Origin of the sequence: Bacillus sp. JFL15, assembly GCF_001184225.1 — a bacterium.
Taxonomy (GTDB): domain Bacteria; phylum Bacillota; class Bacilli; order Bacillales; family Bacillaceae; genus Bacillus; species Bacillus siamensis.
The window spans coordinates 3,360,231-3,385,259 of record NZ_KQ236689.1; the positions used below are offsets into that span (position 1 = coordinate 3,360,231).

Annotated in this window: 34 protein-coding genes; 23 read left to right on the plus strand and 11 right to left on the minus strand. The window is 43.2% G+C overall.

Features of this window, described 5'->3' with window-relative positions; all coding sequences use genetic code 11:
* The first annotated feature begins 18 nt into the window (after positions 1-18).
* Both AD710_RS19910 and AD710_RS16610 read left to right on the plus strand, forming a co-directional pair.
* Positions 19-168, plus strand: a complete 150-nt coding sequence (locus tag AD710_RS19910) for a hypothetical protein (RefSeq protein WP_016935984.1) — start codon at positions 19-21, stop codon at positions 166-168.
* The gene (locus AD710_RS16610; RefSeq protein ID WP_016935983.1) at positions 155-985 is read left to right on the plus strand and encodes a prohibitin family protein; all 831 of its coding nucleotides are present in this window, start codon (positions 155-157) and stop codon (positions 983-985) included. Before AD710_RS19910 ends, AD710_RS16610 begins: the two co-directional genes overlap by 14 nt.
* 26 nt (positions 986-1,011) lie before the next feature.
* Here the strand turns inward: AD710_RS16610 and AD710_RS16615 are convergent, their stop codons facing one another.
* Complete coding sequence (locus tag AD710_RS16615) at positions 1,012-1,461, minus strand: YndM family protein (RefSeq protein ID WP_047474802.1); 450 nt, start codon at positions 1,459-1,461, stop codon at positions 1,012-1,014.
* Between the two features lie 156 nt (positions 1,462-1,617).
* On the opposite strand from AD710_RS16615, the gene AD710_RS16620 reads away from it, so the two are divergent.
* Positions 1,618-2,046 carry a hypothetical protein gene (locus AD710_RS16620; RefSeq protein WP_047474799.1) on the plus strand — a complete coding sequence of 143 codons (429 nt, stop codon included), beginning with the start codon at positions 1,618-1,620 and terminating at the stop codon, positions 2,044-2,046.
* Between the two features lie 338 nt (positions 2,047-2,384).
* Here the strand turns inward: AD710_RS16620 and lexA are convergent, their stop codons facing one another.
* Positions 2,385-3,005, minus strand: a complete 621-nt coding sequence (gene lexA / locus AD710_RS16625; RefSeq protein WP_007611720.1) for a transcriptional repressor LexA — start codon at positions 3,003-3,005, stop codon at positions 2,385-2,387.
* 152 nt (positions 3,006-3,157) lie between these two features.
* Here lexA and yneA point away from each other — a divergent pair, with 152 nt between their 5' ends.
* The 6 genes from yneA to AD710_RS16655 all read left to right on the plus strand — a co-directional run bounded on the left by yneA (position 3,158) and on the right by AD710_RS16655 (position 7,507).
* A complete protein-coding gene (yneA, locus tag AD710_RS16630; protein WP_016935980.1) occupies positions 3,158-3,469 on the plus strand; it encodes a cell division suppressor protein YneA in 312 nt (103 codons plus the stop codon).
* A 15-nt stretch (positions 3,470-3,484) separates the two neighbouring features.
* Entirely contained in the window at positions 3,485-4,135 is a 651-nt protein-coding gene (locus AD710_RS16635) for a YneB family resolvase-like protein (RefSeq protein ID WP_016935979.1), read from the plus strand.
* A 68-nt stretch (positions 4,136-4,203) separates the two neighbouring features.
* Complete coding sequence (locus AD710_RS16640) at positions 4,204-4,437, plus strand: DUF896 domain-containing protein (protein ID WP_003153997.1); 234 nt, start codon at positions 4,204-4,206, stop codon at positions 4,435-4,437.
* Positions 4,438-4,602: 165 nt separating this feature from the next.
* Positions 4,603-6,606 carry a transketolase gene (gene tkt, locus AD710_RS16645; protein WP_049628543.1) on the plus strand — a complete coding sequence of 668 codons (2,004 nt, stop codon included), beginning with the start codon at positions 4,603-4,605 and terminating at the stop codon, positions 6,604-6,606.
* A 150-nt stretch (positions 6,607-6,756) separates the two neighbouring features.
* A complete protein-coding gene (gene sirA / locus AD710_RS16650; protein WP_049628544.1) occupies positions 6,757-7,203 on the plus strand; it encodes a sporulation inhibitor of replication protein SirA in 447 nt (148 codons plus the stop codon).
* A gap of 85 nt (positions 7,204-7,288) precedes the next feature.
* Positions 7,289-7,507 (plus strand): YneF family protein, encoded by a 219-nt coding sequence (locus AD710_RS16655; protein WP_003153994.1) that lies wholly within the window; start codon positions 7,289-7,291, stop codon positions 7,505-7,507.
* 73 nt (positions 7,508-7,580) lie between these two features.
* Here AD710_RS16655 and AD710_RS16660 read toward each other — a convergent pair whose 3' ends face one another.
* A complete protein-coding gene (locus tag AD710_RS16660; protein ID WP_012117647.1) occupies positions 7,581-7,754 on the minus strand; it encodes an aspartyl-phosphate phosphatase Spo0E family protein in 174 nt (57 codons plus the stop codon).
* Positions 7,755-7,955: 201 nt separating this feature from the next.
* On the opposite strand from AD710_RS16660, the gene AD710_RS16665 reads away from it, so the two are divergent.
* From AD710_RS16665 to AD710_RS16675, 3 genes are all read left to right on the plus strand, one after another.
* Complete coding sequence (locus AD710_RS16665) at positions 7,956-8,663, plus strand: cytochrome c biogenesis protein CcdA (RefSeq protein ID WP_049628545.1); 708 nt, start codon at positions 7,956-7,958, stop codon at positions 8,661-8,663.
* Between the two features lie 84 nt (positions 8,664-8,747).
* Entirely contained in the window at positions 8,748-9,110 is a 363-nt protein-coding gene (locus tag AD710_RS16670) for a response regulator (RefSeq protein ID WP_016935975.1), read from the plus strand.
* Between the two features lie 78 nt (positions 9,111-9,188).
* Positions 9,189-9,680, plus strand: a complete 492-nt coding sequence (locus AD710_RS16675; RefSeq protein WP_095240656.1) for a CcdC family protein — start codon at positions 9,189-9,191, stop codon at positions 9,678-9,680.
* Positions 9,681-9,707: 27 nt separating this feature from the next.
* Here the strand turns inward: AD710_RS16675 and AD710_RS16680 are convergent, their stop codons facing one another.
* From AD710_RS16680 to sspO, 4 genes are all read right to left on the minus strand, one after another.
* Positions 9,708-10,136 carry a DUF2621 domain-containing protein gene (locus AD710_RS16680; RefSeq protein WP_016935973.1) on the minus strand — a complete coding sequence of 143 codons (429 nt, stop codon included), beginning with the start codon at positions 10,134-10,136 and terminating at the stop codon, positions 9,708-9,710.
* A 232-nt stretch (positions 10,137-10,368) separates the two neighbouring features.
* On the minus strand, positions 10,369-10,740 hold the full coding sequence (locus tag AD710_RS16685) for an Hsp20/alpha crystallin family protein (protein ID WP_049628546.1): 372 nt from the start codon (positions 10,738-10,740) through the stop codon (positions 10,369-10,371).
* Between the two features lie 94 nt (positions 10,741-10,834).
* Complete coding sequence (locus tag AD710_RS16690; protein WP_003153984.1) at positions 10,835-10,981, minus strand: small acid-soluble spore protein P; 147 nt, start codon at positions 10,979-10,981, stop codon at positions 10,835-10,837.
* Positions 10,982-11,011: 30 nt separating this feature from the next.
* The gene (gene sspO / locus AD710_RS16695; RefSeq protein ID WP_003244839.1) at positions 11,012-11,158 is read right to left on the minus strand and encodes an acid-soluble spore protein SspO; all 147 of its coding nucleotides are present in this window, start codon (positions 11,156-11,158) and stop codon (positions 11,012-11,014) included.
* A 231-nt stretch (positions 11,159-11,389) separates the two neighbouring features.
* On the opposite strand from sspO, the gene acnA reads away from it, so the two are divergent.
* From acnA to AD710_RS16725, 7 genes are all read left to right on the plus strand, one after another.
* The gene (acnA, locus tag AD710_RS16700; RefSeq protein WP_049628547.1) at positions 11,390-14,116 is read left to right on the plus strand and encodes an aconitate hydratase AcnA; all 2,727 of its coding nucleotides are present in this window, start codon (positions 11,390-11,392) and stop codon (positions 14,114-14,116) included.
* A 60-nt stretch (positions 14,117-14,176) separates the two neighbouring features.
* A complete protein-coding gene (locus tag AD710_RS16705) occupies positions 14,177-14,686 on the plus strand; it encodes a TlpA family protein disulfide reductase (protein WP_045925797.1) in 510 nt (169 codons plus the stop codon).
* Positions 14,687-14,764: 78 nt separating this feature from the next.
* The gene (locus AD710_RS19360; protein WP_012117651.1) at positions 14,765-14,890 is read left to right on the plus strand and encodes an FbpB family small basic protein; all 126 of its coding nucleotides are present in this window, start codon (positions 14,765-14,767) and stop codon (positions 14,888-14,890) included.
* A 63-nt stretch (positions 14,891-14,953) separates the two neighbouring features.
* On the plus strand, positions 14,954-15,100 hold the full coding sequence (locus AD710_RS16710) for an acid-soluble spore protein N (protein ID WP_013352427.1): 147 nt from the start codon (positions 14,954-14,956) through the stop codon (positions 15,098-15,100).
* Between the two features lie 24 nt (positions 15,101-15,124).
* Positions 15,125-15,367, plus strand: coding sequence for a small acid-soluble spore protein Tlp (gene tlp / locus AD710_RS16715; protein ID WP_032864748.1), 243 nt, complete (start codon positions 15,125-15,127; stop codon positions 15,365-15,367).
* Positions 15,368-15,452: 85 nt separating this feature from the next.
* Positions 15,453-15,869: a YbgC/FadM family acyl-CoA thioesterase gene (locus AD710_RS16720; RefSeq protein WP_016935968.1), complete on the plus strand. Its 417-nt coding sequence runs from the start codon at positions 15,453-15,455 to the stop codon at positions 15,867-15,869.
* A gap of 14 nt (positions 15,870-15,883) precedes the next feature.
* Positions 15,884-16,183 carry a hypothetical protein gene (locus AD710_RS16725; protein ID WP_016935967.1) on the plus strand — a complete coding sequence of 100 codons (300 nt, stop codon included), beginning with the start codon at positions 15,884-15,886 and terminating at the stop codon, positions 16,181-16,183.
* Between the two features lie 32 nt (positions 16,184-16,215).
* Here the strand turns inward: AD710_RS16725 and AD710_RS16730 are convergent, their stop codons facing one another.
* Positions 16,216-16,503 carry a HesB/YadR/YfhF family protein gene (locus AD710_RS16730; protein ID WP_016935966.1) on the minus strand — a complete coding sequence of 96 codons (288 nt, stop codon included), beginning with the start codon at positions 16,501-16,503 and terminating at the stop codon, positions 16,216-16,218.
* An 86-nt stretch (positions 16,504-16,589) separates the two neighbouring features.
* Positions 16,590-17,171, minus strand: a complete 582-nt coding sequence (plsY, locus tag AD710_RS16735) for a glycerol-3-phosphate 1-O-acyltransferase PlsY (protein WP_016935965.1) — start codon at positions 17,169-17,171, stop codon at positions 16,590-16,592.
* Between the two features lie 151 nt (positions 17,172-17,322).
* Between plsY and AD710_RS16740 the strand changes: the two genes are divergently transcribed.
* From AD710_RS16740 to parC, 3 genes are all read left to right on the plus strand, one after another.
* Positions 17,323-17,730, plus strand: coding sequence for a CoA-binding protein (locus tag AD710_RS16740; protein ID WP_016935964.1), 408 nt, complete (start codon positions 17,323-17,325; stop codon positions 17,728-17,730).
* A 423-nt stretch (positions 17,731-18,153) separates the two neighbouring features.
* On the plus strand, positions 18,154-20,121 hold the full coding sequence (parE, locus tag AD710_RS16745) for a DNA topoisomerase IV subunit B (RefSeq protein ID WP_016935963.1): 1,968 nt from the start codon (positions 18,154-18,156) through the stop codon (positions 20,119-20,121).
* 2 nt (positions 20,122-20,123) lie between these two features.
* Entirely contained in the window at positions 20,124-22,547 is a 2,424-nt protein-coding gene (gene parC, locus AD710_RS16750) for a DNA topoisomerase IV subunit A (RefSeq protein WP_049628548.1), read from the plus strand.
* A gap of 69 nt (positions 22,548-22,616) precedes the next feature.
* Here the strand turns inward: parC and AD710_RS20240 are convergent, their stop codons facing one another.
* Both AD710_RS20240 and AD710_RS16755 read right to left on the minus strand, forming a co-directional pair.
* A complete protein-coding gene (locus AD710_RS20240; RefSeq protein WP_013352436.1) occupies positions 22,617-22,742 on the minus strand; it encodes a hypothetical protein in 126 nt (41 codons plus the stop codon).
* Positions 22,743-22,766: 24 nt separating this feature from the next.
* Positions 22,767-23,120, minus strand: coding sequence for a hypothetical protein (locus AD710_RS16755; protein ID WP_049628549.1), 354 nt, complete (start codon positions 23,118-23,120; stop codon positions 22,767-22,769).
* Positions 23,121-23,498: 378 nt separating this feature from the next.
* Between AD710_RS16755 and AD710_RS16760 the strand changes: the two genes are divergently transcribed.
* Positions 23,499-24,917: an alanine/glycine:cation symporter family protein gene (locus tag AD710_RS16760; RefSeq protein WP_049628550.1), complete on the plus strand. Its 1,419-nt coding sequence runs from the start codon at positions 23,499-23,501 to the stop codon at positions 24,915-24,917.
* Positions 24,918-25,029: the final 112 nt, after the last annotated feature.

Consider the following 25,029-nt stretch of genomic DNA (forward strand, 5'->3'; position numbering starts at 1 on the left):
AAGAAAAGAGGTGGGCGAATGAAAGTGATGATTGGGTCTGTCATTCTTCTTGCCATCATCGGATTCGGTTTATGGCTGATGCTGAGTCCAATCTTTAAACAAGTGGGAAGCGGAGCCAAAAAATTTAAAAAGTCATGGGAGGAAGAAGATCAGCATGAGCGAAAATAAGCGGAGAAACACAAAAAAAATACTCGGCGGTGTGATTATAGGCGCAGCCCTTTTAATTGCAGGCGTTACGGCGTCATTATTTATTGAAAAAATACCGAATGGTTATGTCGGAGTTGTATACTCACCGAACGGCGGGGTAAAATCCGAAACTTTGGATCAAGGCTGGCACTTAGTCGGTTTGTTTAATAAAGTAACGGAATATCCGGTGCGTATGCAGACCGTAAATAATGAAAATATAAAAGTGGCAACCTCAGACGGTAAAAATATTGAAATGGATATCGCTTACAACTATGTTGTGCAGCCTGATAAAGTAGTCGATCTGTTTAACAAATTCGGGGCGGTAGACGTTGAAACGATTGAAAATACATATTTAAAAACAAGACTGTGGGACGCGGCGCGAAAATCAATCAGCAAATACTCGGTTATTGACACATACGGGCAAAAATCTGCAGAAGCCGCTGCCGATGTTCAAAAAAGGTTTGCTGAGGATATGAAGAACCTTGGATTTTTAATTGATGATCTGACGCTTGGCGTACCGAAGCCGGATAAAGCCACACAGGAAGCCATTGATGCAAGAGTGAAGTCTTCACAGGAGCTTGAACGGACGCAGACTGAAATTAAAATAGCTGAAGCAGAAGCGAAAAAGAAAAAAATTGAAGCGGAGGGGATCGCTGATTATAACCAAATCATAAAAAAATCAATGTCTGATGAAATGATCAAATATAAATGGATTGAAAAATGGGACGGAAAAACACCGAAAGCGACAGGCACAGACTCACTGCTGCAGCTGCCGCTGGACGATCAGAAGCAAAAATAAAAAGGAAGGAGGCGGATGCCTCCTTTTTATGTTTTTTCTTCAGAATCTTTTTCCGGCATTAATTCTTCAGACGCCTCGGTTTGATATCTCAATTGTGTACTGTCTGTCCCTGTTTCGCCCTGATAATCTTCAGGCAGCACAAATTGCTGCAGATACCGGTGGAAAAATGCTTCAAAAACAGAAAGGCAAAATGCAGAAATAACCGCTGCCGCTGCAGGGGAGACATTAAACCCCCCAATGTTCATTAGAAATATCCATAATATAATGAATGAAATTCCGAAATCAGCTGCAACGGCTGTAAAATTGCTTGTTCTCGGCAGAATCATGCAATCACCCAAAAAGTAAGTGATCAAACTTAAAATCAAGGTAATAAAAAGAACGTTTAAAAAAGTTACTTGGTACATCAGATCCAGAACAATGTACAGCAAAGCAAGTGTGAGCGCTGTTTTAGAAGCGAAAGCAATTACATGTTTCATTTGAACCACCTTCGTTATTTCGTTTAGTCTTCATTGTAGGCAATCAGCAAATTTTTAAACTGGTATATAGTGGTTATGAAGTGTGCGTTTTAATAAAATGTAAATAGACATCACCCTATTCACAAGTTAAAATATGTAAAAAAAGGGGATGCAAAATTGAAAAAATGGTGGATATGTATTGCTGTTTTTTTATTATGTTTTTGCGGAGTACACTCAGCAGAAGCGGCTACCACTGAATTCGGATCAAAAACAAGCTTCATTATGGAGGGAGATGTAAAAGAGTTTTTTATTGAAAACCCGGGGGCTGTATCAGCTGATGATTACCTATTAGGATACAAGTTCACCATTGTGAACAATTCTTCATGCAATTTAAACGTAAAACTCCAGCGGATGGCGCTGAACGGAAACTTTTATACATTAAGTTCTAAAAGCTACAGCGGCAGCTGGTTAAACCTAAGTGCCCAGGACAAAAAATCAATTGATCCGTATCACAAATACAGGATTCTGATTGAAAGCTCTTCAAACGTCTGTGAACCTGTTCATATTAAAGGGTTATACGGCGTGGAATATTATCATTTTGATTGAAAATAGATACCCGCAAAGGCAGCGGGTTTTTTTACACCTCATCAAAACCTATTGTACTATGTACTAAATTTTCAAAAATACAATGTAATCCGCCCGCTCCAGGTAAAGGTAGATGTATATCAAAATCAGCCCGCACAAATACAAAAGTTGAAAAATGGATAAAAAGTTTCCTTTAGGAAACATTATTTGTTGACTTCAAAAGTGAGATAACAGATAATAAAGATGTAAGTTTTTCCTCCTTAGCAGGTTCGTTTCTTAAGCCAGGGCGAATCTGCTCTTTTTTTGCAAAAGAAAAACCCCTTTCAGAGGGGTTTTACGATAAATAAAGTTTAATAGAATTAATGAACGGCTCTGAATACGCCGATCACTTTCCCTAAAATACTTACGTTTTGCAGGATAATCGGTTCCATCGTCGGATTTTCCGGCTGCAGCCGCACATAATTGTCTTCTTTATAGAAGCGCTTGACCGTGGCTTCATCATCTTCGGTCATAGCCACCACGATTTCCCCGTTATTGGCCGTGTTCTGCTGTTTGACAATGACGTAATCTTTGTCAAAAATGCCGGCGTCAATCATACTTTCTCCCATGATTTCTAACATGAATACGTGTTCTCCCGGAGGAACCATCCGGTCAGGAAGCGGAAAATACTCGTCGATATTTTCAACAGCCGTAATCGGAATACCAGCCGTCACTTTTCCGATGACCGGGACATTGACAACCTGGCTTTTCGGAATTTGGACTTCTTCTTCATCCAATACCTCAATCGCTCTCGGTTTAGTAGGGTCCCGTCTGATCAGGCCTTTTGTCTCCAGCCGCGCCAAATGTCCGTGCACGGTTGAACTGGAAGCCAGTCCTACTGCTTCTCCTATCTCTCTTACAGAAGGCGGATATCCTTTCGTTTTTACCTCTTCTTTAATAAAACGCAGGATATCAAGCTGCCTTTTTGATAGCTTCGTCATATTTCGCACCTCAAAACGTCGATTTTAAGTAGATTATAGCATGATTTTCCTGACAGTACAAACATAGGTTCGAAAAAAACGATTGACAGAAACGTTTGTTCGTATATACTGAAAGGTATAAAAAGCGAACAAACATTCTGGAGGTTGTTTAAATGGCGAAGGAATCTATCATATTTGTCGGACTGTTTACTGCGATTTTAAGTGCCGTTATTTTACTTGTTTCATGTGCGGGAAATGATCAGGCGCTCAGCCAATATGTTAAAATAAAGGTTCAGGACGGAGATACTCTGTGGTCACTTGCGGATCAAGTAGCAGAGAAGAAAAATATTAACAAAGAAGATTTTATTGAGTGGGTGACGGAGAATAATCATCTCCAAACTGCTGATATAAAGCCCGGAGACGAACTTATTCTTCCGGTTAAGAAGGAGCATCCGGCCGTATATCAGCTGGCCATTGTCAATTAGAGAGGAAAGAGAGAAATGAAGGCGCTCATTTATGCCCGGGTAAGCACAAACAAAGAACAGCAGCAGACGTCTTTAAAAAGACAGGAAGAGGAGCTCAGTGAGATCGCTGCAGCAAACGGCATGGAAGTCGTAAAAGTCATTTCAGAGAAAGCCAGCGGTTACGAAATGGACCGCGACGGAGTATTTGAAATGCTTGATGAAATTAAAAAGTCACATATTGACGCGATATTGGTGCAGGATGAAACAAGACTGGGAAGAGGAAACGCCAAGATCGCGCTTTTGCATTGTATTTACAGGGAGAACGTAAAGATATATACGACGGCTCATAAAGGTGAGCTGGAGCTTTCCGAAGCTGATACGATGGTACTCGAAATCGTCAGTATTGTTGAGGAATATCAAAGGAAAATTCACAATATGAAAATCCGGCGGGGAATGAAAAGAGCCGTAAAAAACGGCTATAAACCTGAACGGAATCTGAAAAACAGACATGAAAACAGCGGAAAAGAAAAAAAAGAGGTTCCTGTTTCGGAAATTATCAGGCTGAGAGCCAACAAGCTTACCTTTGCAGAAATCGCAGCCACCTTAAGAGGATTCGGCTATGATGTATCCAAAGCCACGGTTCACCGGCGTTTTCAGGAATATATCGCAGACAGTGAAGGCAGCTGACATGCTTCAGTTGTAAAAAAGACTATGTTTTAGTAGTATATAATCAACACGCACCAAAGGAGCTTATTATGATTTCTAAAGAAAAAATCGCACGAATTAACGAATTGGCTCAAAAAGCTAAATCAAACACGATAACAGATGAGGAAAAAGCCGAACAGCAAAAGCTTCGCCAGGAGTATTTGAAAGGGTTCCGCTCCTCAATGAAAAATACGTTAAAGAGCGTAAAAGTTATTGATCCGGAGGGTAATGATGTCACTCCTGAAAAATTAAAAAGGGAGCAACAGAAAAATAATCTTCATTAAACAGAAAGAATACGGCAATACGTATTCTTTTTTGTATATACTAATATCAGGCTGTGATTTGCGACAATTTTCAACAAGTTTATCTCAAATTTAAGCTGAAAGAGTTGAGAAAAAGTCAGCATCGCTTTATGATGAAAAGGTACAACAATAAGGAAGGGGATTATAATGGATACAATTGAAAAGAAATCAGTTGCCACCATACGTACACTATCTATAGACGCAATTGAAAAAGCTAATTCCGGACACCCAGGGATGCCGATGGGAGCTGCTCCGATGGCTTACACGCTGTGGACGAAGTTTATGAATGTAAATCCGCAGAATCCGGGATGGTTTAACCGCGACCGCTTTGTTTTATCAGCAGGACACGGTTCAATGCTTTTGTACAGCATGCTGCATTTAAGCGGGTATGACCTCAGCATTGAAGATCTGAAACAGTTCCGTCAATGGGGAAGTAAAACACCGGGACATCCGGAGTTCGGGCATACAGCCGGAGTCGACGCAACGACCGGGCCTTTGGGACAGGGTATCGCTATGGCAGTGGGAATGGCAATTGCAGAACGCCATCTGGCTGAAACATATAACCGTGATTCATTCAACGTAGTTGATCATTATACATATAGTATTTGCGGAGACGGCGATTTGATGGAAGGCATTTCTTCTGAAGCCGCTTCTCTTGCAGGCCATCTGGAATTAGGCCGCCTGATCGTATTATACGATTCTAATGATATTTCTTTAGACGGCGATTTAAACCGCTCTTTCTCTGAAAATGTAAAACAGCGTTTTGAAGCCATGAACTGGGAAGTCCTTTATGTTGAGGACGGAAATAACATCGCTGAATTGACGGCTGCAATTGAGAAAGCGCGCCAGAATGATAAAAAACCGACATTAATTGAAGTGAAAACGACAATCGGTTTCGGTTCTCCAAACCGCGCGGGCACATCCGGTGTTCACGGCGCTCCGCTGGGACTAGAAGAGAGCAAGCTGACTAAAGAAGCGTACGCTTGGACGTTTGAAGAAGATTTTTATGTTCCAGAAGAAGTATACGCGCATTTCAACGAAGCTGTAAAAGAAGCCGGCGCGAAAAAAGAACAGGAATGGAATGAACAGTTCGCGGCTTATAAGGAAAAATACCCTGAGCTTGCTGAACAGCTGTCACTCGGAATGAAAGGCGAACTGCCGAAAGACTGGGATCAGGAAGTTCCTGTCTATGAAAAAGGCAGCAGCCTTGCTTCCCGCGCATCTTCAGGTGAGGTGCTGAACGGCATCGCCAAGAAAATTCCTTTCTTTGTCGGAGGATCTGCTGACCTTGCAGGTTCAAACAAAACGACAATCAAAAACGCAGGGGACTTCACGGCCAAAGACTACGCCGGGAAAAACTTCTGGTTCGGTGTCCGTGAATTTGCGATGGGCGCTGCTTTAAACGGAATGGCGCTTCACGGCGGCCTCCGCGTATTCGGCGGCACATTCTTTGTGTTCTCAGATTATTTAAGACCTGCTATTCGTCTGGCGTCATTAATGGGGCTTCCTGTCACTTATGTATTTACGCATGACAGTATTGCCGTAGGAGAAGACGGACCGACTCACGAACCGATTGAGCAGCTTGCATCTTTACGCGCGCTTCCTAATCTTTCTGTGATCAGACCTGCTGACGGCAATGAAACCGCAGCTGCGTGGAAGCTAGCCGTTCAAAGCCAGGATCATCCGACAGCTCTTGTGTTGACACGCCAAAACCTGCCGACAATTGATCAGCAGGCTGAAGAAGCGTATGCCGGAGTAGAAAAAGGGGCTTACACCGTTTCCGAAGCAAAAACTGATTCACCGGACGCCCTTCTTTTAGCGACAGGTTCTGAAGTCGGACTTGCGATTGAAGCACAGGCGAAGCTTGCTGACGAAAACATTCATGTATCTGTAGTCAGCATGCCGAGCTGGGACCGTTTCGAAAAACAATCGGCCGAGTACAAAAACAGCGTACTTCCTCCGAATGTGACGAAACGTCTTGCGATTGAAATGGGATCAAGCTTCGGATGGGGCAAATTTACCGGTCTTGAAGGAGACGTTCTCGCAATTGACCGTTTCGGTGCTTCAGCTCCGGGAGAAACAATTATGAAAGAATACGGGTTTACTGCAGAAAACGTGGCTGACCGCGTGAAGAAACTGCTAAACAAATAAAGAAAGAAAAGAGGATGAGTCAAATCATCCTCTTTTTCCTGTTTATACGACAAAAATAGAAGGGGCGCCGTAACAGTAATAGACAATTCTTTCTTTTCTCCTTTTGTATAATAGAAAGCAATACGCAGCGCTGTAAAAGGGGATGAGGAAATGGAACGTCATTACTATACGCACCTGATTAAGGATGAGTTTGCGAACCACTACTTCGGGCGGGAAACCGCTATGTTTGAATTGTTTCGAGACTATCATTGGACAAACCTGACACCCCAAGAATATCAACTGACAAAAAAGCAAGTTCACTATATAACAGAACCGATTCCGGTGATACATATGCATCAGCGTCTCCAGCTTCATTTAAACCGAATGTGTTACAGTCGTTTAGATTCAATTTATCAGCTTACACTGCCCGGAGAAAAGGGCCGCGCCACCTTCATGATGAAAGACAGTTTGATTGAGATTGCAGCTTCGGGAGATTATGAGGCGGAAACGATTTTCTTCGAGATTCTCCGTAAAATCAGCCCCTGCTTTCTTGCGATGGATTTTAAGACAAGGCGTTATGGGTGGTTAAATCCGGTCAGAGAAAGAAATTTTGTCTAAAAACGAGCAAAAAGAGATGTAAATGTTGTATAATAGCCTTTGGTTTAGTACACTTTAAACTAGACAACATGAAGGAGGAAATAAAATGACTTTATGGGTTGGCATCCTAGTGGGCGTTGTCGCATTGCTCATAGGTGTTGCACTCGGGTTTTTTATTGCTCGTAAATATATGATGAGCTATTTGAAAAAGAATCCGCCTATTAATGAACAAATGTTACGCATGATGATGATGCAAATGGGAATGAAACCTTCTCAAAAGAAAATTAATCAAATGATGAAAGCCATGAATAATCAAGCGAAATAATACGTAAAGATTATGATATAGAGATACATGGTTATAAAAATAAAAAACCCGGAGAGGGTTTTTTATTTTGGCGTCATGTTTCACCCCAACTGCCGGTGTGCAGTTCCTTTTGATATTGTATGAGAAGGTGGTCAAGCTCCTGGCTGAGTTCTATCGTAATGTTTGATGTCATTCCGTTTGTCATGACGATTTTAAGCAGCTCTGCCCGTTTTTTTTCAATTTCATTTAATAGATGCTCTCTAATCACAGGGATATATCCTTTCATACATAAATCTTTCACTTGAATCGCTATTATTATATCCACATTTATACTGTTTTTCAAATAAGAAGGAGTATAATATCTTGATGTCAAATTAAATTATATAAGCTTTTTCTATAAAAAGTAATCCTTCATGGGAAAGTGTTAAAAAAATGAAATGATTTTGTCATAACTCGAAAGGAGTGTGTCATGGTGAGTTTTAATTACTTTCTGACGTTCGGGGCCGGGTTTCTGTCTTTCATTTCTCCCTGCTGTCTGCCGCTGTACCCCGCTTTTTTGTCATACATAACCGGTGTCAGCATGGACGAGGTGAAAACGGAAAAGGTGATGCTGCAAAAACGGGGGCTCGTGCATACACTTTGTTTTTTGCTTGGTTTCTCCGTGATTTTTATTGCACTTGGATACGGCACCTCGTTCATCGGCAGTTTTTTTACCCGTTATCATGAAGCGATCCGCCAGTTTGGCGCTATCATGCTGGTGCTTTTCGGGCTCATTACGGCGGGTGTGTTTCAGCCGAAAATCATAATGAAAGAGCGGCGCATTCATTTTAAGCACCGGCCCGAGGGGTTTATCGGCTCTGTTCTGATCGGCCTGGCGTTTGCAGCCGGCTGGTCGCCGTGCAGCGGGCCTATTTTAGGCGCCGTGTTTTCACTGGCCGGTACAAATCCTTCTTCAGCAGTGCCGTATATGTTTTTATATGTTTTGGGATTCGCCATTCCTTTTCTAGTTCTTTCATTTTTTATTACCAGAATGAATTGGATTCGAAAGCACCAGCTGCTTATCATGAGAACCGGCGGCATTGTTATGATTGTCATCGGAATTATGCTGTTTTTTAACTGGATGAGTTATATTCTGATCGTTCTGTCAAATCTTTTCGGAGGGTTCAAGGGGCTGTAAGAGATTGATAACTTTTGAACTATTATATACCCTTTCTTTTTTGGTACAATAAGACTAGTTAATGTTAAATATGTGGAGGGGAATATGACACGAGTTTTAGTTGTAGATGACGCCAAGTTCATGAGAGTGAAAATCAGAGAGATTCTGGAATCGGCGAATTATACAGTGGCCGGAGAAGCGGCTGACGGCGAGGAAGCTCTGGCCGTTTATCAAAAAATCCGTCCCGATCTGGTGACAATGGATATTACCATGCCGGTTAAAAACGGAATACAGGCGCTTCAGGAGATTTTAGCTTTTGACCCGAAAGCCCATGTCATTATGTGCACCGCCATGCGGCAGCAGCGGATCGTTCTGGAAGCGATTGAACTGGGCGCTAAAGATTTTATCGTTAAACCGTTTGAAGGGTCTAAAGTGCTGGAGGCCGTAGGCAGGGTAACGGGAACATAAACGTATTTTCTTTTCACATTGGTTTTTTTATGTTTTTGGAGTATAGTATATAGTATCAAACTCCGTGCAAGCAAAGGAATGATAAAGATGATGATTATAATTTCATCCGTTATTGCAGCGGCCATGGCAATCTCTGTAATGATCGTGAGGATTAAATCCTCCGATAAGCCCGCTTCACCAAAAAAAATAATTCTCCCGCCGATTTTCATGAGTACGGGAGCGCTGATGTTTCTTTTTCCGATTTTCAGAGTGACGGGCGAAGAATTTTTGGAGGCCATTACGCTGGGCGTGATCTTCTCTATTTTTCTGATAAAAACATCTAAATTTGAGATTAAAAATAATGAAATCTATTTAAAACGGTCAAAAGCATTTGTGTTTATCCTAATTGGTTTGCTGGTTATCAGAATCGCTATGAAATCCATTTTGAGCACGACGATTGATTACGGAGCTTTAAGCGGAATGTTTTGGATTCTGGCTTTCGGAATGATTGTCCCGTGGCGCATCGCGATGTTTATGTCGTACCGCAAACTTGCCAATGAACTGAAGACCGCTGATATTCAGATGAATTAAAACCTTTCCGTCCGCCGGAAAGGTTTTTTATTTGAGCAGGGTTTGATAAGGAGTAAGGTCAATCTGTTTTTCGCGGAGATGTTTTTTCAAAAACTGATGATCCCGCTTAGGGGTGGCCAGTATGTAACCCCTGATGATTAAATCCCGGTTTATTTGTTCTGCCTCCTCTTGTAAAGAGATTTCACCGATTTTTCCGGCGATTTTAGCTTTGGCTACATCCCGAAAGAGCTCTGGCACGGGGGCGACCAGTTCATCCAAAAACGCCTTGTCGCCTTCATCCCAAAGGTGTCTGCTTTTTTCAATATAATAATCCTGCCAATCCAGTTCTGACCGGCCGTCTTCTTTCGGTAAGCGTTTTAAAAATTTTCGGAACATAAAGAACCCGCCGATGGACAGCAATCCGATCATTACGATGACCCAAAATAAAATAAACCACATAAACCAGCCTTCAAGCATTGTTTTATCTCCTCCTTACTTTAACCATATTGTAAACGAAGACAGAATAGAAGAACACATGAAAAAAGAATAGAAAAAATGATAGATGTCCAGTCAATCCGGTTGCTAGAACATATTCTATCGTATAGTGATTCTGCTATTTGGCCATGGGAGATTCACTTCGAGGGTATATGACTGATATGACCGGAAAAAAAAGCCGCTTTCATTGAGGGATGAAAACGGCTTTTTTATGTTATAGAGGAAATTGAAAGGAAAAAGAGGCAGGGGTTTCATTTGACTCCTTGTTCATGGAGACGGTCAGAATATGGTTTGTGAAATCAGTGAAAATATGTTTGTCATTCAGATAAAAAGGCAGCATCATTTGTTTGTTTAACGTCTGTTCAAGCGTTTTAACAGAGAGCATGAACTCATTTCCCGAAAGAGTGACGGTCATCGCCTGCACCGGCTTCAGCGCCGTCAGGTCAGCTTCAATGATGTATTGACGGCTTGTTTCATATAGGTCGATCGGAAGCGTCTCGTCATACCAAGCATACGGGTCCTCGTAAAACTGCCGCAGCCATTCTTCGATATCATCAAATTCTTCAGCGTGATTTGAATGATTCATGGAAGCATCCCTCCATATTAAAAAAGCCTTGCTATAACGTATGCAGAAGCTTTGAATGGGTGAAAGCACAAAAAAACAGACACCGAGGTCTGTTTTACATATCGTGGCTTGTATTATGTTTTTGTCTTGTATGGTTGCGGTTTTTCACTTTTTTGCTTCCGCTTAATGGTTCCGGCTGGCCGGGATTATGGCCCTTCGGAGCATTTTTATGCATATCTTTGCTCGTATTTTTATTTGTCATGTTAAAGCCTCCTTTTTTAAGGGGTGACGGCTATTGGTTTGTTTTTCTTTTTTTATTGTTCTGCCGTTCTGCTTCGGTCAGGACAAGCTGGTCATTTTCAATATAACCCGCGCCTTTACCTTGGCTTTTTGCATCATTCATGCCGTTTATCACATGATTGGCTTTTCGTTTTACCATGATCATCACCTCAACTTTAATATGGCTCTTTACTGCCCGTTGTATGAGACTTAAAACAGGACAAAATTTACCGGAAATTATTCTGATAAGACGATCTTATTGTATTTAATAAAAACATTGATATTTACTTATGTATGATTTTATACTAAGATGAAATTGTGAGAAAATTGTGATGGAATGTGAACATTCATCTAAAGAACGATCTTGATCTTTGAAGGGGGATTTTGGAGAATGACAAATCAGCAAAAAGTCGCAACACAAGACGTTTTCCAAGCAAGAAAAACATTTTCTTCAAACGGGAAAACATACCACTACTATTCATTAAAAGCATTGGAAGACGCAGGGGTCGGCAATGTTTCAAAACTTCCTTATTCTATTAAGGTTCTTTTGGAATCCGTTTTGCGTCAGGTAGACGGACGCGTCATTACGAAAGAACATGTTGAAAATTTAGCAAGATGGGGTACTGCTGAATTAAAAGATATCGATGTGCCGTTTAAACCGTCACGGGTTATCCTTCAGGACTTTACCGGCGTTCCGGCCGTAGTTGACCTGGCATCTTTAAGAAAAGCCATGGCTTCTGTCGGCGGTGACCCTGATAAAATCAATCCTGAAATTCCGGTTGACCTGGTCATTGACCACTCCGTACAAGTCGACAAAGCGGGTACGGAAGACGCGTTAGCCATTAATATGGACTTAGAATTCAAAAGAAATGCAGAACGTTATAAATTTTTAAGCTGGGCAAAGAAAGCGTTTAACAACTATCAGGCCGTTCCGCCTGCAACAGGTATCGTCCACCAGGTAAACCTTGAGTTTTTGGCTAGTGTCGTTCATACGAAAGATGAAGACGGAGAGCTTGTGACATATCCTGATACTTTGGTGGGAACAGACTCCCATACCACGATGATTAACGGAATCGGCGTTCTCGGCTGGGGTGTCGGCGGTATTGAGGCGGAAGCAGGAATGCTCGGCCAGCCTTCATATTTCCCTGTTCCTGAGGTCATCGGCGCGAAACTTGTCGGAAAATTGCCTAACGGAACGACGGCAACTGACTTAGCGCTGAAAGTCACTCAAGTGCTGCGCGAAAAAGGCGTAGTCAATAAATTTGTTGAATTCTTCGGCCCTGGTGTTGCTGAGCTTCCGCTTGCGGATCGGGCGACTATTGCCAATATGGCGCCGGAATACGGAGCGACTTGCGGATTCTTCCCGGTTGACGAGGAAGCACTTTCTTACATGCGTCTGACCGGCCGTGAAGAAGAACAGATCGATGTCGTGGAAGCATACTGCCGCAACAACGGTTTATTCTATACGCCTGACGCAGAAGAGCCGATTTTTACAGACGTTGTAGAAATTGATCTGTCAAAAATTGAAGCGAACCTATCAGGCCCGAAACGTCCGCAGGATTTAATCCCGCTTTCTGTCATGCAGGAAACGTTTAAAAAACATCTCGTCAGCCCGGCCGGCAACCAAGGATTCGGAATGGATGCTGCTGAAGAGAACAAAGAAATCTCATTTAAACTTAACAGCGGCGAAGATGCGGTCATGAAAACAGGGGCAATTGCAATTGCCGCCATTACAAGCTGCACAAACACATCTAATCCTTTTGTATTAATCGGTGCCGGATTGGTAGCGAAAAAAGCGGTAGAATTGGGATTGAAAGTGCCGAATTATGTGAAAACATCACTTGCACCGGGATCTAAGGTTGTTACTGGATACTTAGTCAACTCAGGCCTTCTTCCTTATATGAAGGAGCTCGGTTTTAATCTTGTCGGTTACGGCTGTACGACATGTATCGGAAACTCCGGACCGCTTTCTCCAGAGATTGAAGAAGCGGTTGCTAAAAATGATCTTCTGATCACTTCTGTCCTGTCAGGCAACAGAAACTTTGAAGGCCGGATCCATCCGCTTGTCAAAGGAAACTACCTTGCTTCACCGCCGCTTGTCGTCGCGTACGCATTGGCAGGCACTGTGAATATTAACTTGAAATCTGACCCGATCGGTGTCGGAAAAGACGGGCAAAACGTTTACTTCGATGACATCTGGCCGTCAATGGATGAAATCAATTCCCTCGTCAAACAGACTGTGACGCCGGAATTATTCCGTAAAGAATATGAAACGGTATTTGACGACAACCAGCGCTGGAATGAAATCGAAACGACGGATGAAGCACTTTACAAGTGGGATAAGGATTCTACTTACATCCAAAACCCGCCGTTCTTTGAAGAAATGTCTGTAGAACCGGGAAAAGTTGAGCCATTAAGAGGGCTTCGCGTTGTCGGCAAATTCGGAGATTCCGTGACGACTGACCATATTTCTCCGGCCGGAGCGATCGGAAAAGACACGCCGGCGGGCAAATACCTGCAGGAAAAAGGCGTTTCTCCTCGGGACTTTAACTCTTACGGCTCACGCCGCGGAAACCATGAAGTCATGATGAGAGGAACATTCGCCAATATCCGCATTAAAAACCAAATCGCGCCTGGTACAGAAGGCGGATACACTACACACTGGCCTACCGGTGACGTGACATCTATTTATGACGCATGCATGCGGTATAAAGAAGATAAAACGGGTCTTGTCGTCCTGGCCGGCAAAGATTACGGAATGGGCTCTTCACGTGACTGGGCTGCAAAAGGAACAAACCTGCTAGGCATCAGAACAGTCATTGCGGAAAGCTTTGAAAGAATTCACAGAAGTAACCTCGTCTTCATGGGTGTGCTGCCGCTCCAGTTCAAACAGGGTGAAAACGCGGATACACTCGGTTTAACCGGTAAGGAAGTTATCGAGGTGGATGTTGATGAAACTGTACGTCCACGCGACTTGCTGACTGTCAGAGCTATCAGTGAAGACGGTACGGTAAAAACATTTGAAGTCGTTGTCCGTTTCGACAGTGAAGTGGAAATTGATTACTATCGCCACGGCGGCATCTTACAAATGGTGCTTCGCGATAAAATGAAACAGTAGCAGAATGACAAAAGAGAGAAAGCGGCCTGCTTTCTCTCTTTTTATACGGGAGGCCTTGAGATGCTTGCAAAATGGCTGGGCGTATTGTTACTTATCGGGTTGTTAGTGTATGCGGGCTGGAACATTTATTCTGCACAAACAAGTCCGAAAGAAGGGACAGAAGAAGGGATGAAGGCTCCTGACTTTACACTCGACACACTGTCAGGAAAAAGCAGCTCCCTTTCTGATTATAAAGGTAAAAAAGTGCTCCTTAATTTCTGGGCGACGTGGTGCAAGCCATGCCGGATGGAAATGCCCGATATGCAGGAGCTGCAGAAAGAAAATCCTGATATTGCGGTAGTAGCCGTTAATTTTACGTCCTCTGAAAAAAATATACAGGCTGTGAAATCATTCGCTGATACTTATCAGCTGACCTTTCCAATTCTGATTGACAAAAGCGGGATTAACGGAGATTTCAACGTGCTTTCCTATCCGACATCATACATATTAGACGAAAAAGGAACCATTCAGCACATCCGAGTAGGCACGATGACAAAAAAAGAAATGAAAGAAAAACTGGATCTCAAGTAGAGGTTCAGTTTTTTTTATGCGAAAGGCTTATCTTTTAAAAAATTGGAAAAAATGAATGAAAACACGGAGGTGAGAAGATTGAAAAAAATGAGAAAACGTTCTTTTCATGAATTGGTTATGGAGAATAAACGTGAGCTGATGACCAATACGGAATATTTGAATCAGCTTGAAGAAAAGCTGGAGCAGCGGTTCAAACAAAAATAACCTTTAATTTGCAGTCATGTTTGCGCCTCCTTTTGCGAAATATACTCTTAAGGAGGGATGAACATGGGCACAAACAAGAAAGACGGCCAGCCGCAGTACGCTCCGAGCCACTTAGGGACAAAACCCGTTAAATATAAACGAAACAAAGGGGAAAAGTTTCATGACAAGTCAAACGGACATCCGATTGTCATGCAGACGAAAGGCGAATAATATCATTAAAGGAGAGCTGACATGATGACAAATCATAACCAAAGACCGAACCCGGACGACCGTTCTGATAACGTTGAAAAGCTTCAGGATATGGTACAGAATACAATCGAAAATATAGAAGAAGCGAAAGAATCAATGGAGTTTGCGACAGAAGAGGAAAAACAGCGCATTCAGGAGAAGAATGCCAGACGCAATGAAAGCATTGAATCATTCCGAAGTGAAATTCAGGATGAATCGGCTGCGAGAGAAAACGGCTATCAATCGTAATAAAAACCAGGGAAACCTGGTTTTTTCTCTTTCCGCCTCGTTGTGATAAAATAGGGCTAATCTGATAATAAGGGAGCAGAGAACGTTGCATGTGTCAAAAAAAGAAATAGAAGTGCGTTATGCGGAAACAGATCAAATGGGCATCGTCTATCATGCCAATTACTTAGTCTGGATGGAGGTCGGGAGAACGGCGCTCATTAAGGACCTCGGATTTCTGTACAAGGACATGGAAGAAAGAGGGGTGCTGTCACCTGTAGTGGATATCAGCATTTCTTATAAAAAGCCGCTCCGCTACGGAGAAACAGCAGAAGTACATACGTGGATTGAAGAATATAACGGATTTAAAATCATTTACGGCTACCGCATCTATAATCCGGATCAAGAACTTGCGATCGAAGCGTCATCCTCTCACATATGCGTCGATAAACAGAGCTTCAAACCGATTCAGTTCCGCAAGGCCTTTCCTGATTGGCACGCCGCTTACGAAAAGGCAAAAAAATAAGGAGCGGCTCAGTTATGGCATTTGGAATTACACGTAGAGAACTGGAAAGATGGAAGCGGGATGTATCGGAAGGAAAAATCGCTTTTTTAACGCATTATTGGCTGGACGACCGCTTTCCGGAGGCTAAGACCGTGACGAAGGCCGGGTCAAGCGATCTCGATAAGCTGATCCGATGGGGATCGGAATACGGGCTGAAGCCTGAGTGGATTCATCATAAAAATGCATTTCCCCACTTTGACCTGCTCGGTGAAACGCAGAAACGCATATTAGAAAAAGAACATCTGACTGATCATATCAGAAGGTTCAAACTGTAAAAAAAAGAACGCAGCGGATGCGTTCTTTTTTCTTACACGTAATCAAATACCGGCTCTTCTGACTGATCTGAATATGTGACGGACAGATCGTGATTATCAAAGTACCATAAGTCGCTTTCTTCAATAAAAAAGGTAATGCCTTCAACTTCCGTGCTGATTCCGACGTTCATCGGCTGGTCTTTTGAAACACCGAGAGAAAAGCCTTTCTGGACGCTGCTGCATCCTCCGTAACGGACAAAGAAACGGACTTGATCGCCTGTTTCCAGTTCAAGCTCTTCTTTGTACCAATCCAGCGCGCCTTTCGTTACTTTCATGTTCATCCGGTACACTCCCTTTTTGTTTCTCATAAAGAAATTATCTCTATTATAAACGCATATGGCATTTTGATGTCAAAATTGAAGTTTCATCAAAACCATTTGATTTTCGGTTCTGTTTTGTTCATAATCCGTTTGATGTTTGCCCTGTGTCTGTAGATAACAAACGCGGTCAAGAGCGTCACTACGATTAATAAATAAGGGTCTTTTACAAACAGACAGTAAATAATCGTATAAATCCCTGTTAACATTGAAGACAGAGAAACAAATTTCGTAAGGAATAAAAATACGAAAAACACTGCAACCATCGTTACGAATAACAGAGGAGCATAAAACAGCAGGACGCCTCCTGAAGTGGCTACGGCTTTTCCGCCCTTGAATTTTGCGAATACGGGGAATACATGACCGATCACTGCCGCCACTCCTGCGAGAAGAGGGTGAATGGGAACGTGCAATAAATACGGCAGCGCCGCGGCCAAGGTGCCTTTTAAAATATCGGCTGCAACGACGACAGATCCCGCTTTAACGCCAAGCGTGCGAAAAGCATTTGTGGCGCCCAAATTACCGCTTCCATGTTCTCTAATATCAATCCCTTTCGCAAGTTTGCCTACGACTAAACCTGACGGGATGCTGCCTATTACATAGGCCAAAATAATCAATAAAGCAATCAACATCTACATTTCTCCTTTTCAATGTCCCTTCACTTTATTTTAACACGAGTTGTTATTGTCTGATGACAAGTTTTTTGAGAATTAAGCTGACAAACCGCTTTTTTTGAATCCGGTGAAGCTGTCGTGTACAATAATACAAAAGGAGATGGTAAAGATGCAAAATCCTTCAAAGTCAGAGATTAAAGAAATTCTTGACCGAAGCAAACGTATCGCCGTCGTCGGGCTGTCAGACCGTCCCGACCGGACTTCTTACATGGTTTCCAAAGCGATGCAGGATGAAGGGTACGAGATTATTCCTGTCAATCCGACGATTGATGAAGCGCTTGGCGTTAAAGCCGTCGCTTCATTAAAAGACGTTGAGGGACCGATTGATATCGTCAATGTGTTCAGACGCTCTGAGCAGCTTCCCGGCGTCGCTGAAGAGTTTTTACAGACGGATGCTCCCGTTTTTTGGGCGCAGCAGGGCCTGGCAAATGAAGAAGCGTACCGCATGATTACTGAGAAAGGGCGGACGGCCATTATGGATTTATGTATAAAAGTCGCCCGCGCTGTTATAAAATAGGAACAAAAAAGGCAAAAATCCTTGGCAAATCAGGGGTTTTTGTTTTTTTATTGAAAGAATACTCTTTGCGTATGATGTTGAAACAGATACAATAAAGCATGAACAGCTTTTTTAGAAACCCCTGCATTAAAGGGGGCTGCAGTCTGTTTGCGATGGACGGCATAAATCTATATAATAGAAAGCGAACATAAGTTCTTGTTCCCGGAAAAGAGCACCAAAAAGATGAAAAGCCGTTCGAATGTATGTCTTGCGGCCTAAAAAACGAGCCATTCGCTTAAAGATGTTGCGAAATCAAGCATATTGGTTATAATTGTGAGTCCGAGGAGAATTGGACCGAAGCTTGCGCATACTGAAAAACAAAGACATGAAAACATTTAAAAAGAGAATGATTAAGAGCAGGTTTTTTGAAAGGGGTTTGTACGTTTGGCTAGAAAACAGCAATTTGATTACAACGAAGATGCCATACAGGTGCTTGAAGGCCTGGAAGCCGTCAGAAAAAGACCGGGAATGTATATCGGTTCGACGGACGCACGCGGCCTGCACCATCTGGTATATGAGATCGTCGACAATTCCGTCGATGAAGTCCTTGCCGGCTACGGAGATCATATTATCGTAACGATACATAAGGACAACAGCATCTCCGTGCAGGACAGAGGGCGCGGAATGCCGACCGGAATGCATAAGCTCGGAAAGCCGACACCGGAAGTTATTTTCACCGTGCTGCATGCGGGAGGGAAATTCGGCCAGGGCGGCTATAAAACAAGCGGAGGTCTGCATGGTGTCGGCGCATCTGTCGTAAACGCTTTATCAGAGTGGCTGACAGTTACCATTGAGCGTGACGGCTATGTTTATAAACAACGGTTTGAAAACGGCGGCAAGCCTGTGACTTCACTTGAAAAAATCGGTACGACCAAGAAAACGGGAACGCTTACCCATTTTAAACCTGATCCGTCAATGTTCAGCGCAACGGTTTATAATTTTGACACGCTGTCGGAACGTCTGCGCGAATCCGCCTTCTTATTAAAAGGCTTAAAAATAGAATTAATTGATGAGCGGAACAACGTAAAAGAAGTATTTTATTATGAGAACGGAATTGAAGCATTTGTCGCCTATTTAAACGAAGAAAAAGACGCTTTATGCGAAGTGGTTTCTTTTGAAGGCGAGCACCACGACATTGAAGTCGATTTTGCTTTCCAATTTAATGACGGATACTCAGAAAATATGCTGTCATTCGTTAATAACGTCAGAACAAAGGACGGCGGCACCCACGAATCAGGAGCCAAAACGGCAATGACACGAGCGTTTAATGAATATGCGCGAAAAGTCGCGCTTTTAAAAGAGAAAGACAAAAACCTAGAAGGCGCCGATATCAGAGAAGGGCTGTCCGCGATTATTTCTGTGCGTATCCCTGAGGAACTGCTGCAATTTGAAGGCCAGACAAAAGGGAAGCTTGGCACAAGTGAGGCGAGATCCGCCGCAGACGCAGTCATTTCTGAGAATCTTGCTTATTTCTTGGAAGAAAACCGCGATACAGCGACCCTGCTCGTCAAAAAAGCGATTAAAGCAAGCCAGGCCCGTGAAGCTGCCCGTAAAGCGAGAGAAGAAGCGAGAAGCGGTAAAAAACGCAAAAAATCAGAAGCGACGCTGAGCGGAAAACTCACACCGGCCGGTTCCAGAAATCCAGCGAAGAATGAATTGTATCTCGTGGAGGGTGACTCTGCCGGAGGTTCTGCAAAACAGGGAAGAGACCGGAAATTCCAAGCCGTGCTGCCCCTTCGCGGAAAGGTCATCAACACAGAGAAAGCAAAGCTTGCAGACATTTTCAAAAATGAAGAGATCAATACAATTATTCATGCGATCGGCGGGGGAGTCGGCGCAGATTTTGAGATAGACGACATTAACTATGACAAGATCGTCATCATGACCGATGCGGATACTGACGGCGCACATATTCAAGTCTTGCTGTTAACGTTTTTCTACCGCTATATGAAACCTTTAATTGAGCACGGAAAAGTCTTCATCGCGCTTCCGCCTCTTTACAAAGTCAGCAAAGGAAGCGGCAAGAAAGAGATTATTGAATATGCTTGGTCCGACGAAGAAATGGACGGCGTTTTAAAGAAAGTCGGCAAAGGCTATACCATTCAGCGTTATAAAGGTCTGGGAGAAATGAACGCAGACCAGCTCTGGGAAACGACGATGAATCCCGAGTCGCGAACGCTCGTCAGAGTCAAGATTGACGATGCGGCACGCGTAGAGCGCCGCGTAACGACATTAATGGGAGACAAAGTAGAACCGAGAAGAAAATGGATTGAAAAGAATGTTGCCTTCGGATTAGACGAGGAAAGCAATATTTTAGAAAATGAAAACTTGTCGGTCGCTGAGGAGGTTTAATAGTGGCACAGCCAGAATTATTTCATGATTTACCGTTAGAAGAAGTAATCGGCGACCGTTTCGGACGCTACAGTAAATATATTATCCAGGACAGGGCGCTGCCCGATGCACGTGACGGGTTAAAGCCGGTGCAGCGGAGAATTTTATACGCCATGCACGCAGACGGAAATACATTCGATAAAAATTTCCGGAAAGCGGCAAAAACGGTCGGGAACGTTATCGGTAATTATCATCCGCACGGAGACAGCTCCGTTTATGAAGCGATGGTGCGGATGAGCCAGGATTGGAAAGTGCGGAATGTGCTGATTGAAATGCACGGCAACAACGGAAGCATTGACGGTGATCCGCCTGCTGCCATGCGTTATACGGAAGCAAGATTATCTTCTATCGCATCAGAGCTTTTGCGGGACATCGATAAAAATACGGTTGAATTCGTTCCAAACTTTGATGACACAAGTAAAGAACCGGTTGTTCTGCCCGCTATGTTTCCTAACTTGCTGGTCAATGGATCTACCGGGATTTCCGCGGGCTATGCGACTGACATTCCACCTCATCATCTGGGTGAGGTCATTGATGCTGTCATTAAGCGGATTGAATCGCCCGATTGTACCGTCGATGACTTGATGCAGGTGATTAAAGGGCCTGACTTTCCGACAGGAGGCATCATCCAAGGTGTTGACGGCATTCGGAAGGCCTATGAAACCGGTAAAGGCAAAATTATTATCCGCGGCAAGGCTGAAGTGGAAGCCGTAAGAGGCGGACGGGAGCAGATCGTCATTACAGAAATCCCGTTTGAAGTAAACAAAGCCAATCTCGTGAAGAAAATGGACGAATACCGCATTGACAAAAAAGTTGAAGGTATTTCTGAAGTCCGGGATGAAACGGACCGCACGGGACTGCGGGTGGTCGTTGAGTTAAAGAAAGAAGCCGATGCAAAAGGCATCTTGAATTTCTTATATAAAAACACTGACCTGCAGACAACGTATAACTTTAATATGGTCGCCATACATAACCGCCGGCCGATGCTGATGAGTCTTACGGCCATTCTGGATGCGTATATTTCCCACCAGAAGGAAGTGGTGACAAACCGCTCCGTCTTTGAATTGCAAAAAGCAAAAGAGCGGCACCATATCGTTGAAGGACTGATGAAGGCACTGTCTGTGCTAGATGAGGTCATTGCCGTCATCCGGGCAAGCAGCGACAAGAAAGATGCGAAACAAAACTTAATTTCTAAATTCGCATTTACGGAGCCTCAGGCGGAAGCGATCGTATCTTTGCAGCTGTATCGTCTGACAAATACGGATATTACGGCATTAAAAGAGGAAGCGGAAGAGCTCAGCAAGAAAATTCAGGAGCTTGAAGCCATTTTAAGTCATGATAAAAAGCTGTTAAAAGTCATTACCAGCAGCCTGAAAAAAGTGAAAAAGACTTATGCCGACAGCAGACGGTCGGTCATTGAAGAGAAGATTGAAGAAATTAAAATCAATCTCGAAGTCATGGTTGCCTCTGAGGACGTCTATGTGACAGTCACGAAAGACGGCTATGTAAAACGAACAAGCCAGCGGTCATTTGCCGCTTCTAACGGCCAGGATTTCGGGATGAAGGACACGGACAGGCTGATTCACCAATTTGAAATGAATACAACGGATGTGCTCCTGCTCTTTACCAATAAGGGAAGCTATATATATTGTCCGGTTCACCAGCTTCCTGATATCAGGTGGAAAGACATGGGGCAGCACGTCACGAACATCACCACGATGGACCGTGACGAAACCATCGTGAAAGCTATACCGGTAAAAGAATTTGATCCATCTTCATATTTATTGTTTATGACGAAAAACGGTATGGTGAAAAGAACTGAAATGACGCATTACAAAGCGCAGCGTTACTCAAAAGCGCTTGTTGCTCTTAACCTTAAAGGGGACGATGAGCTGATTGATGTTCATGTCACAGACGGCGGCTGCCAGCTGTTTATCGCCACCCGGCTCGGGTACGGCTTATGGTTCGGTGAAGATGAAGTAAATGTAGTCGGAGCCCGTGCGGCCGGTGTGAAGGGCATTAATTTAAAAGACGGCGATACCGTCGTATCAGGACAAATCCTGCATGAAGCAGATTCGCTTGTCCTCGTCACACAGCGGGGAGCCATCAAACGGATGAATCTCTCTGAATTCGAAAGAACATCCAGGGCTAAGCGCGGCGTCATCATGCTGCGTGAGCTTAAAAAGAACCCGCATCGTGTTGTCGGAGTATTCGCGTGCGCTTTAGCCGACATGATCGCTGCGGAAACCGAAAAAGGCGAGAGAATTGAAGCCTCCGTGAAATCCTTGCGGGCTAATGACCGATACAGCAACGGCTCCTTCTTTACAGATGAAGATGAGACAGGGCCGGTCACAGATGTATGGCGTATCCCCGCGTCTGATGTTTAAGAGTAAAAATAAAATAAAGTAAAAAAAACCTCCGCTCAATTGGTCCTAAAGCGGAGGTTTTGCTATTTATTAGCTCTCGTGGCTGCCGAATAAGTCCGTGATAGCGTGAACGACTTCAATTCCCTGCCACACAAATAAATTTAATGCAGTGAATGAAAATAAGCCTAAAATCACCATTCGTAAGATAAACAACATGTTGAACAACCTCCTCATTTTATGTTACATAGATAGGCGATGTTGAACATGAAGCTCATCGAAATACGAGGACTGATAAAATTTAGCGATTAGAAAGCTTTTCTTTCGCTGTCTTCTCCGGGAAGCGGGGCGTTTTCTGTCTGATATCACGATCAATGAGACAGAAGCGGCAAAAAGCGCCGTCAAAAAAAATGAGCCCGTCAGCGATTTTTTCTCATCGTCAGCATTTTGGCCGGCCTTCATTTCGTGTATTTCCTGCTGATCGGCTACGGCTTTAAAATGATGAGCAGTATCAAACGCATGGGGAATGGAGAGCAAATGAAAGCTTGCAATCGCTAAAAATAAAATAGAAGCTTTTAAAAACAAGATTTTTTTCAAATGTTCTCCCCCCTTCATAAGTCTGAATATTTTTATTATAATACCCTAATTTAAATTGAAAGTAAACACATTTATTAAATTTAAAAAATTATTATGTTGGTTAAGTATATACCATTCCGTCCGTCTTTTCATCTCTTTTATTCTTAAAGGCCTATTTGTTATGATATGCACGCAGCCCTTCTGATGTGACAACATTTTTCAGGTTACAGGATAAAGAAACGGGGCATACCAGCAATAAGCATGATGAAGAAACCGAAACATTTTCTTAAAAAAACTTCTCAACATCTGTTGTTGTGATATAATAATACCCGTTGTGTTAAAAGATCTAACATATGCAGCAAAAATGACAGTAAAAGATATGTAAAAGGGAGGTTAAACATGGAGGCTTTCATCAGTGAAATCATAAATGTTCCAAATGATTTTATTTGGAAGTATCTTGTTTATATTTTAGTAGGAATCGGATTGTATTTCACATTCCGTTTTCGCTTCATTCAATTCGAATACTTTATTGAAATGTTTAGAATCGTCGGGGAGAAGCCGCAAGGAAATAAAGGAGTGTCTTCAATGCAGGCATTCTTTATCTCGGCCGCTTCGCGTGTCGGTACCGGAAACTTGACCGGTGTCGCGCTGGCGATTGCAACAGGCGGTCCCGGCGCAGTATTTTGGATGTGGATCGTAGCAATTGTCGGTATGGCTTCAAGCTTTGTGGAAAGTACCTTGGCGCAGCTGTATAAAGTGCGCTCAGGTGACGAATTCCGCGGCGGTCCGGCATATTACATGGCGAAGGGTCTCGGCGCCCGGTGGCTCGGTATTTTATTTGCCGTATTGATTACCGTTTCTTTCGGACTTATCTTTAATGCCGTGCAGTCAAATACGATTTCTGTCGCGTTTGACGAAGCTTTCCATGTGAATAAAACAATTATCGCCATCATCTTAGCTGTATTAACGGCTTTCATTATATTCGGCGGGCTGAAACGTGTTGTATCCGTTTCGCAATTAATCGTTCCGATCATGGCCGGTATGTATATTTTGATCGCGTTGTATGTTGTGATTGTGAATATTACCGCGGTACCTGAATTGCTTGCGACGATTGTGAAAAATGCGTTTGGTTTTGAGCAGATCGTCGGCGGAAGCTTAGGAAGCATCATTATTATCGGTGCGCAGCGCGGCCTGTTTTCAAACGAAGCGGGTATGGGGAGCGCGCCGAATGCCGCAGCAGCTGCACACGTATCGCATCCGGCTAAGCAGGGATTAATCCAGACGCTAGGCGTATTTTTCGATACATTTATCGTTTGTACATCGACTGCCTTTATCATTTTATTGTACAGCTTTACGCCTAAAGGCGACGGCATCCAAGTGACACAAGCCGCACTGCAGCACCATCTTGGAGGCTGGGCCCCGACGTTTATTGCAATTGCGATGTTCTTATTCGCATTCAGCTCAGTCGTCGGCAACTATTACTATGGTGAAACGAATATCGAATTTATTAAAACAAGCAAAACATGGCTTAATATTTATCGCGTATTCGTCGTAGTGATGGTGGTATACGGATGTTTGGCTGACTTCCAGATTGTCTGGGACATGGCAAACTTGTTCATGGGTCTCTTAGCTCTCATTAACTTAGTGGCAATCTTGCTGCTGAGTAATGTAGCCTATAAAATCTATAAAGATTATGCCGCTCAGCGCAAAAAAGGACTTGATCCCGTATTTAAAGCAGAGAATACTCCGGAACTCAAGCATATTGAAACATGGGCGGAAGAAGAAAGTACAAGCCCTGAACACAAGGCTGCCAACTGAGGAATATGCATATCATTTACGAAACCCTTCACGTTTAATGTGAAGGGTTTTTTTATGTTAAAAACCAGCTTCATATTCCTGAAATCTTATTGCGGAATTTCATACATCCCTA